Below are 15,608 nucleotides of genomic sequence, written 5' to 3' on the forward strand. Positions count from 1 at the left end.
AAACGACTAATTATAAATCGCACCTCTTGGATTTCCTGGAGGGATTGATATTCCTCCAGTTCTTCATTATAAAAAAAACCAAAGGAATATGGACATAGATTTTTCTGAGCTAAGCTTCGCAAGTGGAGATTATCCTGATGGAATCTCGCAAAAAGAAATTTTGTCTGTCCTGGGTAATGCAAATCACAAATTGCATAATATCCCAGGTTTTCCATTGAAAGAGTTCTATAGCCTAGCTTGTGGTTATAGTAATAATAAGAGAATATTGTTAATAGCTTCCCGAATTGTAGAATTGAAGCGGCAGATAATACAGGTAAAAGTTGCCGATGAAATCGAGATTGAATCCTACTATTGCAAAGGATGAAATCACCAGATTTTTTATATATTTGATCTATGGAATCAAAAGCTAAATTCAGTCCTAATCCCTTTGCCAATGCCCATACGAAAGAAGAAAAGGAAAATGTATGGAATATGTTGAAATCAAAAGCTGTGCGGATAAATCGAGAAGAGGCGGATAAACTTTTGAAGGAAGCTATTCGCCTCCAAAAAGCTGAAAAATAGTGCTTCAATAACTGCTTTATTTTTTTATTTAGGTCACCCTTGTAAAATAAATTTGACGTGAGATAAAGGATAGACTTAATTAAATGATCAACTAAAAGATCCCTTTTATAATTTTTGAAATTGAACATGTCCAAAAAACACATTCCTAATAGCTTTGACGATCGAAATCTTCCAAAAGGAGAAATCTCACTTGAGAGGTCATTGGAAATAGATCGTCTTATGAAAAGCAGGATTGAAAAACTTAAAATCGACATCAAAGAAAAGGCTGATCGTATTTTTAAGAAGAAAATTTCGAATGATTGTTGATTGTTATGTGAAGTTCTTTTCATTTTTTTTTTTTTTTTCCTTACCTTCAAGAATTAACTTTTCACCTCCACACAGCCAAAACCCTGACTACCTAAGTGTCCAAATCCTGCGTGGTAGCCGATCTCATGCAGCTCAACAGGAGCTTTTAACTCAAATTCAAAGCTGTAGCCTATAAGTTGGGTTTCTTTTTCGGTCAGTTGTTTGATTTTGACCCCATTCTTGAAAACCCTGCCAATAGGAGTAAATTCAAACTCAGGGATTTGGCCTCCGGTAGGGGATTCATCCCATTGATTGGCCAATTCATAAGCTTTGGATTTTGAAAGCAGGTTTTGCATTAAAAGAATTCCATAGTCACTGTTTTCCGGATGGAGGTAATCTTCTCCGCCACCAGACCTTTTTCTGCGGAGGAACACAGGTGAAAGACATCTGTACCTCATATTTTCCTTAAACAAAGGAGGCTGTACTGCCTCGATGGAACTTACCTGGTAAAATGCCCTGCTGATTTTGTCACCTAATACAAATTCCTGATCTAAAAACAGCCCCTTTATGAATTCTTCAGCGGCTTTGTCAACCAGGAAACTGATCTCAAAGAAGGCAGCATTTCCTTGGTGATGGATACGTCCTGCATCTTTGATTACCTTAAACTGCTCGAAAAATATCCTTGAGAAAGTGAACAGTCTAAACTTTTTGCCATAAGCCAAATACCCCTCTTCATGCAAAAACTTACTGAACTCACTATCTGCCCGATCTATGGTCTTATATATAGCAGCAGAAAGTTCATACTGATAATTGATCGGTAAGAAACTCTCTTTACCTGTTTTGTTGATATATATCCGGAATCGCATAGGCTTACATTTTTTTTTCAAGCTAGTCGCTAAGATTTTATTTATCAAAAGATTGACATGTATTGTCTGTCTTTAATTTCTTTACAAAAAAGGCAGGCTGTAAGATTTAAAATAAATGAATAGTAGTCAATCCCCTGTACAGGGTAATTTTGACCTAAAACCTGAAAAAAAACTCCGGATTTTTACGGGTTTTGATGGCTGCTTGCCAAAAAATTGCTGCTAAATGTTATCCCCTATCCAAAAGTCCAAGAATCCACTACTTTTATTGAGGAGAGAAAGGGAGGGGAGGACTTCCTAAAATCCACCAACCAGCCTACTATTCCACCTAGCAAGCTTTTCAACCTGCGGATGTCAGTCAGCAGCCACTAACCAAAATCCCTGATAGATGAATGCATCAATCAGGGATTTTTTTCGAGGGCATTTGGCAAGTGTGCTAAATGTTGGAGGTTCGGCTTTCTATTCAAAGTGCTTTTTTAATTCGTCTGACTTAAATAATAAACCCATTTCGCACATTGCTTTCTTAGGGTTTTCATTGTCAAAATTTCCAAGAGCAAAAGAATTATCTATAGCTTGTTTTAATTTTGGTTTTAATTTTAAATAAATGTCATCATTTTGTTTCGTGAAGAATTTTTGTGTCTTTTCGTAATTCTTCAAGTGTTTTTTTAGTTGTGTTTCTGCACTTGAACAAGTGCCGAAGTATTTTGATGTTTTTTCAAAATGGAGTAGGAACCAAAACTCAATACATGGATTATTTACAATAACAACAACGTTTGTATAGTTTTTAATGAGGTCGGTTCTGTATTCTTCAAATGTTTTAAGTGGTGATTTTTTGCCTTTTGGAGCTTCATTATCTTCCTTGATAAGGGTATCTAGGTCAATTATCCAAAAAACTTTTGTAAATTCTTTGCCCGATAAATCACAAACTAAATTGTACTGTTCTTCCAAGCTTTTTTTGTTTGGGATTTCGGGTTTTATACTAACACGAATATCCCGTTCGTTTCTCTTTAGCATTTGCAAATACCAAACTTCTGTTTCTCCATCCACTACAAGAGCGAAAGAAGGATTAATTTTGTGTATAATCTTCTTGGGCTTTCTCATAGACTTAAATCAATGAAAGTGTCGCCCAAATTAGGTGTTCCACTTAATTTACCGCTTTTGTAAGCGTTTAAAATATTTGTAGTATTTCTTACAACAGAGCTATCAAAATCAGTCAATGAATAAAGCTCAGTCGAACAACTTTCTTGTTTGTCTGTAAACCATATTGCATCATTTCTGAAAATATCTTTATTATCTAAAATTTCTCTATTGTGGGTGGTTGCAATGATTTGAGAATTTTTAGAATTCAAAAGAAAAGAAAGAATAAAATGTAAATATAAATCAGGGTGTAATGAAGCTTCTAACTCATCAATTGGAAAGGCTGTAGAGTTTTTGATTAACAAAGCCAATAAGCCCGCAAATCCATAGTAACGCCTTGTTCCTTGCGATTCAAATTCTAAAGGTAAGGTGTATTTAGAGTTATTTACTGTATGTTCAAATTCAACATTTACGGCTGTTACCTTGCCTTTTTCTTCTAATTCCTTAACCTTATCACTATGCTCTTTAACTTGCCTTTTCAAAAACTCAATTAAACCATCAGGTATATTTTCTTCTTTCTCTTCAATAACGATATCCGAAATATTAAAGTCGGCTTTCTTTAATATTGTTATAACATCAGCTTTAGAAATTTCTTTACTTTCAATTCGTGAAGTAACAAATCCTTCTAATTCAGTTCGTGTATAAACCAATGGCCTTAGATAATTTTCAAACCAATCAATAACTTCCTGTAATTCTCTGAGATCAATATTGGTTTTTAAATATCCACCAAGAACAGTATTGTTCCAAAGCGTATTAGCTTCAAGTGTTTTTTCAAAAACCTTATCTGTCGAAATTTTACTTCCAAATGATATTTCAGTAAACTGATTCAACAAATTAGTTTTTCTTTTAAAAACATTAGCTTTATTAGGGTTGTGAAAATATAACTCCTCAGTCACAATGGCTTTCTTGAAAAATTCTACTTCGTAAAAGTATTTAATGTCATTATGAAAAAACTCAATAGAAATAATTGAGTTCTGCTTAGGTGTTTTTGGGTCAAACAAAAAAGGATTAAAGTCTAATTCATTAGTTTTTTTACGCTCTGGTTCAAGAACAATGTCTCTTAAAAAATTAAGAGCTTTCAAAATTGTTGTTTTTCCAGATGCGTTTGCTCCATAAATCAAGGCAAGCTTTAAAATTCTCTGTCCACCAAAATTCACGATATAAGCGTCTTCAAGGTGTGTCGATTTGTCTGCCTCAAAAGAAAGAGTTTGCTTGTCTTTTATTGAACCAAAATTTTGAATACTAAAGTTGACAATCATTTTTTTTATCTTAATGTTGTAAGTTGACTGCAAATATACGGATAAAAAAAAGTGAAAAACGGATTTTTTACGTCTAAAATGTAATCCGATTACAAAATTTAATAATTGAGAGGTGTTTACTTTATTAAAAAGGTGGGAAGTGGGGGACTCGAACACCCGCTCTATACACTGAATTCAGATTACAATTAAAGTTGTCTCAATGTCTTATAGTATGAAATACGGATGCCTTTCTTCCCGCGAGAGCAAAAGTCAGATCTTGTAAGCTTAGCACCTGAGAAAACCAACCCTCCAGTAGATGAACTTCCGTACAACGGATCGCCTGATACACTCTTTTCGCTATTGTAAATTTTATAAATACCTTTAAAAAATTACTTGGTATTTAATACAGTACCTTGATTTAGCCTTTATGTCCGATTCAGAAAGCCTCCTTTTATTCATTCTTGCTGGTATTTAGAAGTTGCACAGTTTGATACCAGTAGTAAAAGGAGGATTTATCCGGCTGTCTCTTTAATTTGTTTAGAAAATTCCATTCCTGGTTTTCAATGCTAAGGGATTTTATTTCTTGACCATCAAAATAACCTATTGGGCTTAGATCATTCAGTAGAAGTTTGGTTGCTAAATATGCAATGCGGGCCGAAGCAGAAATAGCATCGTCAATCCTGAAATTTCCACTCATTAGAAATCCAGTGCCAAAAGCACGGATTCCCTTTTGCAGTTCTGCAAACTTTGCTTGCTCATCTTTCGTACCGCTACCACGTTTCGCAATGATTAGGCAAGTATCAATGGTGTCTTGCAAGACAATTTCAGGGGTTAGGGTTCTTATTGAATCTTCATTTTTTCTATAGGCGATTTCATGTTCTGCAAAGGCGTTAAAGCTTGCAGCCACAATTTTCATGTTTTGAATCTGTTCGAATAATTTGCTTAAATCAAATAGTTGCTTACAGATTTCCATGGAGAATGGCTGATTGTCTTTTCCTTTGAAATATGGAATTCCAATAGTGTTCGGGGCAAAAGCGGTGAGCTTGTCGCCAGTTATGGAATCAATGGATGGTAGGTGTACCGTAAATAGTTTTTCTGTTTCTATCCACTTAGTTTTAATGGGTTTTTCAATCAGCTCCGGATAGATTGAATCTTCAATCAATACATCCAGCAAGATGGTACCGGATCCTTGCATTTTTGTATCAAAGAAAAATTTATAATGTGCTTTTGGAATTCCCGGCTTATAACTCCGATGTTCATCTGGGTCGTAACCCTAGAATTTAGATGTTTCAATAACTTTTTGAAGAATAGACTCAAGCGTTTCTCGCTCGACCTTACAAATGATATCAATATCAATTGAAAAACGATTGTCTTCTTCCAATAATAACACAAGGCTTGTACCTCCTTTGAAAATAAAATTAAGACCATTGGCTTTGAGCTGTTCTAACAGATGGAGGGCATAGATCATTTTCTCCAAGATAATCTTATCAATCCGTTTGTGATTTTTTTGCTTTTTGAAGCCGTCCAACCACTCTTCTGTGAAACACTGCTCTCTTATCATTCGATAATGTCTTTTACAAGGTAATACATGTGATTTGTCATAAACTGTTTTATTTCCTGTTCTCTATCTCTCCTTTTCGCATAGCTGAACAGTTTAGTAAAGTTGATTGCATATTTACTTATTGCATTTTCATAGATATGTATCAACTCAGATCCATGTAGATAGTAGAATAGTTTTTCTTCCGTAAATAAATCGACCAATATTTTTTCCAAAAGAGGCGTATAGACCTTTAGTTTTTTCTCGGTTCTTCTTGCAATTGGCGAACGGGTAATTAGCTTTTTGATTACAACAGGATGTTCACTCTCAGCGATGTAAAATTCAATAGCCTTATCATCGGGGTTAAGGAAAAGCTCATTTTTTGATGAGTCTTTTAGTTCATAGTACAAAGATTCAATGAAGTTCTTTTCAATATCAATGAGTATAATTTTTTTGCTTGTCTGATGTTGTGAAAATTCATTTAACCACTTCGTTTCCCACAAACAATGTTTGGTGTCCTCAAATTTGTAAGTAACCTTTTTAGCAAGCTTAATGAGTTCTTGGGATATTTCAGGTTTGTATTTGGGTTTATATGAAATGGCATAAAGACCTCTCTTGAGCGATCTGATAATGTTTTTATTTTTTAAGTCATAGATTCTCCATCCGAAAGTCCCTTCTTTTAGGTCGGGTTCTAAATGTCGATAGAATTCAAAGAGATCTTGCCTGGTGAAAGACTCTCTGCCCTTAAATTCTTCAATCAGTTTATTTTCTATGATTTTCGGCATTAATTCCAATTTTTGCCAAAACTACAAAATTTTGGCGAATATTTGAAATCAAAAAAATGCCAGTAAATTAAAATATTGGTAAAAATTGGAAATCCTGAGGGATGGAAGATTTGGCTCTTTTGCAAGCTTGCAGTAGGCCGAGCGGCATTTGGCTGTATTTTTCCCACAGCCAAAAACGCAAGACTTGCAAATGTGTGTTGGCAGAAATTTTCAAATAAAAACCTTTAAAAATTACTTGGAATTTAAGACAGTACCTCGATTGTGCTTTCGTTCATTTTTCCTTTAACTCCAATAGTTGATTTCTGTTAACTACTTTCATTGTGTATTCTGAGCCGATACCCAATTTGTTAAAAAGAATTACCAGCAAGATTTTAAGTAAGCCCCTGTTGAAATTCGGGTACTCCTTGAGTTCCATTCGATATTCACATTTGTTACAGAGGTGAGCTAAATGATTGCGACTATCCACTAATTTATTAATGAAAAGATCGTAATCTAGCTTCCAAAGCTCTAAAGAGTGTTTTTCGTACTCTTTGAGATAATCTGAAACTTTATCCTTCAAAGTTCTCCTATTTACTTTCTTAATCTTGGCTTTCAGATAATTGATTGTATTCTTAGGAATGTTTTCCCTTTCCAAAATAGCAATGTGCCTTTCATCTTTATTTGATAGTTCCTTCACATCATTCTTTGAAGGCATATCTTTTTCTATCAGCTTTTCCAATGCAAAGACCAAGTTCAAAAAGGTACTTTCATGATTTTTTGAAGTATTCGATAATGACTCCACAATTTTTAGAACCGAATACTCGTATTTTAGTCTCACTTTTTTCCAGGATTCAAAGAAGGATTTCAATTCAGTCTGATCTTTTAAAGAATTTAGGTCTATGAAGAATTCGTGAGTGAGCGGGTTGGATTCGCTATTGTTTAAAGGTTCAAATCGAACGTTTCTAGTGTTTCGATAACAATAGTGACTTTTTTCTTCAGTTGAATAAAGAGTAATGGGAGTAGTTATAACTGTGTTTGTTCCCATCATAAGAATAAACAGCTGCTCAATTTCTAGAAGGAAATCGAAAATTTCATGAAAATTAAGAGTCCCCTTCAAATCGCAATAGAGCCATGATTCCTGTTCAAGAGTGTAATTTGAGTATGGGTTGATTATTGGGACTGTATGGGCGTGAGTAATCCTTAATTCATAGTTGTCATCGTTGTATAGAATCAAATCATCCAAATTCTGAACAATTCTTTTAACACCTGCAATTTTATCTCCTTCATAAAATGATTCGAAAAAATCAAGTCCAGTCCAACTAGTTAGATAATCCAATCGGAAGTTAATTGCATTGAATTCTATCTTCTTACCTGAATCCCTAGTTATTATATGAGTAGGAGCATAAATGAAATAATCAAAGTTGACAAAGTTCGTCCTATGAAAAGGATGAGGTGGTTTTAGAGTACAATTACAAAAAATACAAGATTCGCCATTATCCAAATGGCCATAAATTATTTCAACAGTTGACTTGTGGTTCTTTCTTGAATAAAAATGTCCAAATAGATCGATGTATGCTGTGCCATTGAGAAATTTCAAAACCCCAAAGACGATGTTTTTGTCTTCACCAGCAATGAAAAATTCTCCTTTGTAGTTCTTATTATATTTCATGAGGATTCACTAATGAAGCACAACGGTACGCGGCTAAGAAACGTGGTTCTTTCGAAGCGTTTAACTGTGAATCAAAGTTAAAGGTAAATTCGAGGTATATACTTTGCATTTGTGAAAATCCGCCCCATGATTTCTTAGGTGCTGTGTGTGCCTTGAATGGTGAATATAGGTCAAAAAGTTGACCGTTCCAACGGGTGAAATGCCTGTGCCGACGAATGACGGCATCCCTTAAGCGCGGGGGTAACGTCCCGAAGCCAAGCAAGTGGCAAGTCCCGTACGTACGGGATGAAGTAAGCCAGACTGCGGTGTCTGTACTGACGAACAGAGCCTGTCCCACTGTGCGGGAAACCATATACGGAGGCTATGAGGTCGGATGAGGTGGCACAGCTTACCGAAGTCCGAAACCTCAGAAAGAGAAGAAGCACCAAAATAGTTTTGGAGTTTCTCAGTCGCAATTTTCATACAATTTCTCCAATGCATCTTCCCAGGATAACCAATAATCTTCTACCCATACTCTTAATTCTGAATCAGTAGTATTATTGTAAATATCTTTCATCCCATATGACTCAAAATCTCCAATGATAATATCGTCCTTGTCAGGGTCATTTCCCCCATACCACTCTAAAAGTGCATAACCTATATTGGTTTCTACTATGAAATAGTCACAACCACTTATTCTAAACACAACTTTCCCCTTTACCGCATAAGCTAAACTTGAAAGGAAAGTGAAGCATAAAATCATAACATAACGTATAGGGTAATTTTTGACACTCATAATAAATTAAATTAGTTTTTAAATATTGCCTAACAATTACTTCTCAAAATAGTGAATAGCAATTCAATACGGTATGCCTTCAACATTTTTGCAGATATTTCCCAATTCCCAAGCCTACCCATTTCCCAACTCTCATAAAATACCCTGTACAGGGTAATTTTACCATAAACTGACAAGAAATTGTTAAAATATTTGGCATTATAGAATGAAAGTAGAAGAATTGAGAGTTTCCTATTAGAAACACAATCAAAAAATATCCGGATCCTTGCACGGTAAATCCAAAAACCCAAACCCTCAACTTTACTTCTAACCTTGAATAGAAAATGTGCTGCGGGGAGGAACGAATTCCGACCGGGCCGGCGGTTGGTTTGTGGGTTGATAGGTTTCGGAATTCTTGATCTTTTTGTTACTTTTTGCATCAAGGCAAAAAGTATAAGACCAATCTCCTACCAATTCCCCCTCACCCATAAAATACCATGTACAGGGTAATATCACCAAAACTTTGAATGAAAAGAACTCCCCGGAAGGAGTTCTTTATAGGTGACTCGAACGATTCCTGCTCCACATTCCAGGTGGGGTACTCAACTTTCTTTTTCCAAAATAATCCTCACGATTTTACAGGGACTAATCATTAAATACTAAAAATAAATTATATCTACCAAAAATCAAGGTTGTTAACGGGTTATTTTATTTCAATTGAATATTCCGGCTGATCTTGACCCCCTAAAATAGGAGGGATGATATTCCTGATCCTTTGGTCCTCAATAGAGGAGGGGATTTATCAATGCCAGAAAAAGTAAAAGTCTGGAATGAACCTAGAAAGACAAAGCCAGACCTTGTAAGCTAAGAACCAGAGAAAACCAGTCCTACAGTAGATGAAATCCTGTGCAACGAATCGCCTGAAGCCCTCTTTTAGCTGTTGAAAATTTAATAAAAACCTATAAAAATTACTTGGAATTTAAGACAGTACCTCGATTAGCGTTTCGTGTTTTATTTATGTCATCTGCTCTGTGCGTTAGCAGGCAAGCTCTTTGGCTGGTTTTGGTTGTGTGTCTGCATGTGCGACTAGCCAATGTGCTTGACGTGGCATTGATTAATTTAATTTCTTTTTCCATTCATCTACGTCATCTTCTGGCACAGCCAACATTAGGACTTTACGAGGTCTGGTCATACCAACATATACAATCCTCAATTCTTCTTGATAAGCTGGTTTCAATGTGTCAAAATCACGAGATAACATATTTACATAATTCATACCTGCTTTTTTACCTAATAATAATAGAACAGCTTCAAATGTTTTCCCTTTCGCCGAATGGACTGTCCCAAAGTAAAAAGGATGAACATCCCCATGATTCATATTATTTCCAAATAGTTCATCAATTTGAATATTCCCATTATCTGTTTCTATTTGGAACTTAATTTTATATTTCGAAAATAGTTTATTCGCCTCATTAATCCACTCATTGAGAGTTTTTTGTTTGGTCGTTGGCATTAATTTGATAAGCTCAAACAAATTATCTCGATGCTCTTTTATTCCATGGCTGTCAATTAAGGATTGTACAAATGAGTTTGTGCAATAGAAGTTCTTATCGTCAGGTTTATTTACAGCTTCAATTATACCTTTCTCCAATAATCTATAGCCTTCTTTAAATGCACCATTTTCGTACAAATGCTTACCTTTTACAATATCTTTTACATGGTAATTATTTGGTATCCATGGATTAGCTGAAAACTCAAATTTGTCTCTTTGAACACCAAGAAACTGAGATTTAGATTGACCTCGGTATAATATAGCGACATTTTCTTTATTTATTTCAATCCCATTTTCTTCACAAGTTGCACAAAACAAACACATTATTTTGTCGAAACTGCTTTTACTTTCCTCTGGAGTTACAATCCAATCCTGTGTACCTCTTTTTTTCTTTTCTGGTTTGTACCCAATAATTGAAGGTACATAGTCATAGGAGGCAATTGACTTTGTTACGGCTTTAATTCTATCAAATGACGATAAGAAGTTTATGAATCTACATATATTCTCAGAGCTGCGTCTGTTTTCATTTAGCTCAATCTTTTCCCATTGATTATATTTTTCGTCAAAGAGTTCAGGACGAGCGTTATTCCATTCAAATATGGATTGGTCCCTATCACCTATTAACATGAAATTTCCTGCACCTGAATTATTTAGTGCGTCAATTACTCCCATTTGAATATCATTAGTGTCTTGAGCCTCATCAATGATAAAGTATTCAAACTGATTGGCTATGTTTTGAGCTATTAGAGGGTATTTCTGTAATATTTTTAATGCTATGTAGTTTGCATCTGATTGATTTGCATATCCAACTCTAAATAGGTCATTTTTTGAATTAATTATGTTTTGGATATTGCCATTTATCTCTCCCGATTTATTGAGATAAATCCATCTAAAATGAAATGCCTGATGTGGGGCAATCATAATTAGATTATCATTGAAATCAAAGGTGGTTTTATCAAAATACTGATGTGGGTCTCTCGCATAACGATTAATGCTCCAAGTAGAGTAAGGTTCTCCAACTAATTCAGGTCTTTGTTTACAGCCCATGACTAGATGACCATAAGGCATGAATATGTATTGATTAATGAAACTGTCAAGTGTCCCTAGAAAATGAGGGTAGCCAATTTTTTGTTTAACATCAAAATCTACTTTTAATTTATCTGCAATCTCTTCACAAGCCACATTTGTAAAAGATAGAGCCGCTATTCCTTTATGTTTAAATTCTTTTTGTGAAAATAGCTTTGACATTCTAGCTGCAACGGAGTAAGTCTTTCCACTACCAGGACATGCTTTTACAACGACACAACCAGTATCGTAATTTAATATCTCATTTTGACTATCTGATAAATGACTATACATATTAAACTCCAAGAATTACCCAATTCAGAGCTCTTTCAATATAAGTAGGAACTTTAAATCTTTCTTGAATTTGGGTACTGTTATCTAAGAAATAAGCTAAATTTTCTGCTAGTGCAGACTTGTCTTTGTTTGAGTTCAACTTACTTAATATATCATGTGCTTTCATTTCAATAGAAGAGGTTGCTGAACAAAAAAACGTTTGAGGGTGCATTTTCATGTATATCAACCTTATTAACCAACAATTAAAACTATCAGCAACCATTAATTCATATTCAAAAGTATTACTTGCAAGCTCTACTTTTAGATTTCCTGCTGAAAGTTCTGTAGCAACTTTTGCTCTATCTGAGATTTTATTGAATCGTTCATCTAACACTTGTTTTATAAAAGCTTCTTTCTCCTGATAATAACCTAAGTTTAAATCATCCTCGGCAATAAAATTCACAATTCTATTAGTTGAATCAATAATTTCCTCACCTTTAAGAATATGATGTATCTTTTTAGCCTCTACTTTAGTAATTTCTTGGTCTGCATCGATAAAATGCTTTGGCGATATTTGTCCTTTATCATCATCAGTAAGAATAGAGCAACGAGAATTTAATCTTTTATTGGATGCGTCAGAATTAAAAAGTTTGGCAAAAGGTTCAAAAGCGACACCATTTATATTGACGATTTCAATACCATTTTTATCTATGTCATATGAAGCATTTACAACCTTAGCAAAAGAAGGTAGTAACAAAGCTTCAGATATACCTTCAACTATAATCACTCCGTTCGCAAAAAACAATTGAGATTTTGTTACATCCAGAAACTTCCGCAAATATGATTTATTCTTTGTGTCTAATTCAGAATTTTTTACTGTAAACGAAGCAATATTGTTAGGTGTTTTTTGTAAAATAATTAAATTATCAAGTTTTGATTTTGCGGTTATCGTTGGAGAATGAGATGTGATGAATATTTGTGCACCAAAGTCTTGTAGATGGTTTAAATAGTTGAAAAATGTATTTTGTTTGTGCGGATGGAGATGTGCTTCTGGCTCTTCAATTAATAATGCATAATAATGCTCAATCTTTTCTTTTCTGCGATTTTCGATATCACCTAATACAGCAGAGGCAAGTATCAAGTTATTTTCTCCTAAGCCATTTTGAGAAATATCAAAATATTTTTGTTTAAATAATTCTTCTCCAATTAGTTCATCAGAATAGACTGATTTTCTCGTTAGTACACCCTTTACAATGTTATCATACTTATATTCTAGAAATCTCAGATTAATTTTTGAAGTTTTTGAATTAATATCTGATTTTTCTAAATGCTCATTAATTGAATTTTCTCCAGTCTTTATAAGACCTGTCCAATCCTCATCATTAATTACATTTTCTAGTTTCTGAGCTAGTTCAGTTTTCTTAGCCATATCCAGATTAACCTCTTCGGGTTCTCCTTCTCCATTTTTCAAATATTTTGTAATTTCTTTGAATAATGATGTTACCTTATTTTCTCTGGCATATGGTTTAAGTTCTTGTTCTGCATTTCTTAAGGGAGCTAAATATGAATAATATATTTGTTGTGCTTCTTCTGGTTTTACTGGCTGTCCTTCGAGTTCGCCACCCCAAATACTCCATCTTAATACTTTGTTCCCTTTCTCATTTGTATCTAAAAAATATTTGAAATGGATTTGTATATTCTGGTCATCTGGATTATCAGCATCTTGAAACACCATTGAATTAAAATAAAACCTATCCTGTGCATCCTCAATTTTAAAAATCAGGTCAAATTCTATAGGCTCTAATTCATCTGAAATTTCTGTCGTGTCAATATAAAAGTCTTCGTCATTTCTTATCCCAATATCTCGCCATTGTTTTCCTATACTTAAGCAAATACGCAAAGCATCTATAATTGCTGACTTACCTGCATTATTTTCTCCGATAATAATGTTAACTCCTTTATTAAATTCTAAGGTGATGTCATTAATTGACCGAAATTTTTTGATGCTTAATGTTTCTAAATACATGATTTTATCTTAGGTAGTTTTTGATTAATATCTGAAATCGTGGGTGTGGAAAAGAATAGCTCTTTTCCAAGCTGTAGAATCAGCTTGTGCGCTGGAGCTTGCAAATGTGCTATTTGTGCGTTGGCTTCTCATCATCGGTTTAATCTACGTTTTGTCGGTTTTTTAACATGAACGCTAACAATCACTTTTCACAATAGCGGATAGCACTCCAAGTTGGCATGCTATCAACAATATTGCTGATATTTGCCAATCACCAAACCTACCCATTTCCTCCCACCCATAAAATACCCTGTACAGGGTAATTTCACCTACATAAAACAAAAAAGCCCCGGAATCCGGAGCCTTTGGCATTTAAAGTCTAAGACTTTAGAAGAATCAGCAGTCTAAGACTGCGAGGATAAGGGTCCAAGACTAAGTCTTGAACCAAAAGGGCAACAGGGGCTAATTCCGAAATTCCGCTACGCTCCACTTCGGTTTAGCCCTTAAATGTTAGGCACAGCTTTTATTTCCAAATTTGTAAGGCATTCGCAAGTTCTTTATTCTCTTTTTCAATATTCTCAATTAAACGAGTCAGATTAACCTTTGTAATTGGAATTGTAGCCAAGTCATTAATGTCTGGGTTTGGATTTGCAACAAAAAACTGGACAACATATTAAGCTGCTATTTTTTGATTTAAGTTTTCAAACTGTTCAGGAGTCATATACTTCAAATAAGAATGCTTCCTTTTTTTGTTGTACCAAATTTCTATAAATTCAAATATTGCAACCTTTGCCTCGGGTATTGTTTTAAATAAAGAATGATATACCATTTCAGATTTGATTATTTTAAAGAAGTTCTCAGCCACAGCATTGTCCCAGCAATTTCCTTTTCTGCTCATACTCTGGCTGATGTTGTAACGGCCTAAATAAGCTCTGAATTGATTACAGGCATATTGGACACCTCTGTCAGAATGAAAGATCAGTTCAAATGGATTGACAGGTCTGTTCTTTATTGCCATTTTAAATGCTGCTATTACAGTTGACTCTGCATCCATACCATGGCTCATGGACCATCCGATTATCTTTCTGTCGTAGAGATCCATGATAATAGTCAGATATAACCAACCCTGTAAAGTCCTGACATAAGTGATGTCTGACACCCATTTCTGTCCTTTCCTTTCCGCTGTAAAATCCCTTTCCAGAAGATTCGGGGATATGCTGAATGAATGATCTGAATCAGTTGTTACAACTTTGAATTTCTTGGAAATAATACTCCTTATCCCCATTTTCTTCATAATTCTGGCTACTCTGGGACGTGATACAAAGATTCCCCTATCCCTGAGATCTATTGTAAGTTTTGGACTACCGGAACGGCCCTTGCTCAGTTCGTACAAGGATTTTATTTCTTCTTTAAGGACTTGGTTTTCCATAGCTCTTTTGGAAGGCTTACGGTTTAACCATTCATAATATCCACTTCTACTGACTCCTAAGACATGGCACATCTTCTCAACAGCAAATTGGTTCTGATTGTCATTTATGAACCTGAATATTTGTTGTCGCTCCTGGAGAAGATGCTTACTGCCTTTTTTAGGATATCACGTTCAATCTGTGCGTCTTTCAAGGCTTTCTTAAGCTCTGAGATCTCTCTCTGCTCTGGGGTAAGAACTGGATTCCCGTTACCAGAAAAGCTGGACTGTCCGCTTACAGAAAATTCCCTGCTCCAACGTCTGACAAGATCAGAACCAATACCAAGTTCCTCGCTAATTTCAGTTGATGTCTTTCCATTACGGTATAATTCAACAACCATTAACTTGAAGGATTTATCGAATGACCTTCTTTTTTTCTTTTCCATATCTACTAAGTTAATCGAGCTTAACTTAATGTCCAATCAAATGTAGCAGATCCA

At 34.8% G+C, this 15,608-nt stretch carries 12 protein-coding genes and 1 pseudogene; 2 read left to right on the forward strand and 11 right to left on the reverse strand.

Annotated elements, in window-relative coordinates; all coding sequences use genetic code 11:
• Positions 1-88 precede the first annotated feature (88 nt).
• Positions 89-364, forward strand: a complete 276-nt coding sequence (locus tag EGN73_RS21925) for a hypothetical protein (protein WP_219294248.1) — start codon at positions 89-91, stop codon at positions 362-364.
• Positions 365-393: 29 nt separating this feature from the next.
• Entirely contained in the window at positions 394-561 is a 168-nt protein-coding gene (locus EGN73_RS21930; RefSeq protein WP_219294250.1) for a hypothetical protein, read from the forward strand.
• A gap of 359 nt (positions 562-920) precedes the next feature.
• Here EGN73_RS21930 and cas6 read toward each other — a convergent pair whose 3' ends face one another.
• The 11 genes and pseudogenes from cas6 to EGN73_RS21990 all read right to left on the reverse strand — a co-directional run bounded on the left by cas6 (position 921) and on the right by EGN73_RS21990 (position 15,554).
• Entirely contained in the window at positions 921-1,712 is a 792-nt protein-coding gene (gene cas6 / locus EGN73_RS21935; protein ID WP_219294253.1) for a CRISPR-associated endoribonuclease Cas6, read from the reverse strand.
• A gap of 456 nt (positions 1,713-2,168) precedes the next feature.
• Positions 2,169-2,810 carry an RloB family protein gene (locus EGN73_RS21940; RefSeq protein WP_219294255.1) on the reverse strand — a complete coding sequence of 214 codons (642 nt, stop codon included), beginning with the start codon at positions 2,808-2,810 and terminating at the stop codon, positions 2,169-2,171.
• Positions 2,807-4,105, reverse strand: coding sequence for an AAA family ATPase (locus EGN73_RS21945; RefSeq protein WP_219294257.1), 1,299 nt, complete (start codon positions 4,103-4,105; stop codon positions 2,807-2,809). The genes EGN73_RS21940 and EGN73_RS21945 overlap by 4 nt, the downstream gene beginning before the upstream one ends.
• 430 nt (positions 4,106-4,535) lie before the next feature.
• Positions 4,536-5,645, reverse strand: a pseudogene (locus EGN73_RS21950) (nucleotidyl transferase AbiEii/AbiGii toxin family protein).
• Complete coding sequence (locus EGN73_RS21960) at positions 5,642-6,406, reverse strand: DUF6577 family protein (RefSeq protein ID WP_219294264.1); 765 nt, start codon at positions 6,404-6,406, stop codon at positions 5,642-5,644. Before EGN73_RS21960 ends, EGN73_RS21950 begins: the two are co-directional and overlap by 4 nt.
• 271 nt (positions 6,407-6,677) lie before the next feature.
• Positions 6,678-8,054: an ApeA N-terminal domain 1-containing protein gene (locus EGN73_RS21965; protein WP_219294265.1), complete on the reverse strand. Its 1,377-nt coding sequence runs from the start codon at positions 8,052-8,054 to the stop codon at positions 6,678-6,680.
• Between the two features lie 228 nt (positions 8,055-8,282).
• The gene (locus EGN73_RS21970) at positions 8,283-8,516 is read right to left on the reverse strand and encodes a hypothetical protein (protein WP_219294266.1); all 234 of its coding nucleotides are present in this window, start codon (positions 8,514-8,516) and stop codon (positions 8,283-8,285) included.
• Complete coding sequence (locus EGN73_RS21975; RefSeq protein ID WP_219294267.1) at positions 8,500-8,829, reverse strand: hypothetical protein; 330 nt, start codon at positions 8,827-8,829, stop codon at positions 8,500-8,502. The genes EGN73_RS21970 and EGN73_RS21975 overlap by 17 nt, the downstream gene beginning before the upstream one ends.
• Before the next feature lie 1,093 nt (positions 8,830-9,922).
• The gene (locus tag EGN73_RS21980; RefSeq protein WP_219294268.1) at positions 9,923-11,731 is read right to left on the reverse strand and encodes an ATP-dependent helicase; all 1,809 of its coding nucleotides are present in this window, start codon (positions 11,729-11,731) and stop codon (positions 9,923-9,925) included.
• Complete coding sequence (locus EGN73_RS21985) at positions 11,721-13,724, reverse strand: ATP-dependent nuclease (protein ID WP_219294269.1); 2,004 nt, start codon at positions 13,722-13,724, stop codon at positions 11,721-11,723. Before EGN73_RS21985 ends, EGN73_RS21980 begins: the two co-directional genes overlap by 11 nt.
• Positions 13,725-14,376: 652 nt before the next feature.
• Positions 14,377-15,554 (reverse strand): IS3 family transposase gene (locus tag EGN73_RS21990; RefSeq protein ID WP_219294270.1). Its coding sequence is split into 2 segments (ribosomal slippage): positions 14,377-15,284 and positions 15,284-15,554, totalling 1,179 coding nucleotides; the frame shifts between segments, so codons are not numbered across the junction.
• Positions 15,555-15,608: the final 54 nt, after the last annotated feature.

Source organism: Arthrospiribacter ruber, from assembly GCF_019343195.1.
Lineage (GTDB): Bacteria > Bacteroidota > Bacteroidia > Cytophagales > Cyclobacteriaceae > Arthrospiribacter > Arthrospiribacter ruber.

What these genes read in the sequence shown, in the direction of transcription:
- cas6 (WP_219294253.1), bottom strand. Translation starts at nt 1,712, where the DNA reads ATGCGATTCCGGATATATATCAACAAAACAGGTAAAGAGAGTTTCTTA.
- EGN73_RS21925 (WP_219294248.1), top strand. Translation starts at nt 89, where the DNA reads ATGGACATAGATTTTTCTGAGCTAAGCTTCGCAAGTGGAGATTATCCT.
- EGN73_RS21975 (WP_219294267.1), bottom strand. Translation starts at nt 8,829, where the DNA reads ATGAGTGTCAAAAATTACCCTATACGTTATGTTATGATTTTATGCTTC.
- EGN73_RS21960 (WP_219294264.1), bottom strand. Translation starts at nt 6,406, where the DNA reads ATGCCGAAAATCATAGAAAATAAACTGATTGAAGAATTTAAGGGCAGA.
- EGN73_RS21970 (WP_219294266.1), bottom strand. Translation starts at nt 8,516, where the DNA reads ATGAAAATTGCGACTGAGAAACTCCAAAACTATTTTGGTGCTTCTTCT.
- EGN73_RS21965 (WP_219294265.1), bottom strand. Translation starts at nt 8,054, where the DNA reads ATGAAATATAATAAGAACTACAAAGGAGAATTTTTCATTGCTGGTGAA.
- EGN73_RS21945 (WP_219294257.1), bottom strand. Translation starts at nt 4,105, where the DNA reads ATGATTGTCAACTTTAGTATTCAAAATTTTGGTTCAATAAAAGACAAG.
- EGN73_RS21940 (WP_219294255.1), bottom strand. Translation starts at nt 2,810, where the DNA reads ATGAGAAAGCCCAAGAAGATTATACACAAAATTAATCCTTCTTTCGCT.
- EGN73_RS21930 (WP_219294250.1), top strand. Translation starts at nt 394, where the DNA reads ATGGAATCAAAAGCTAAATTCAGTCCTAATCCCTTTGCCAATGCCCAT.
- EGN73_RS21985 (WP_219294269.1), bottom strand. Translation starts at nt 13,724, where the DNA reads ATGTATTTAGAAACATTAAGCATCAAAAAATTTCGGTCAATTAATGAC.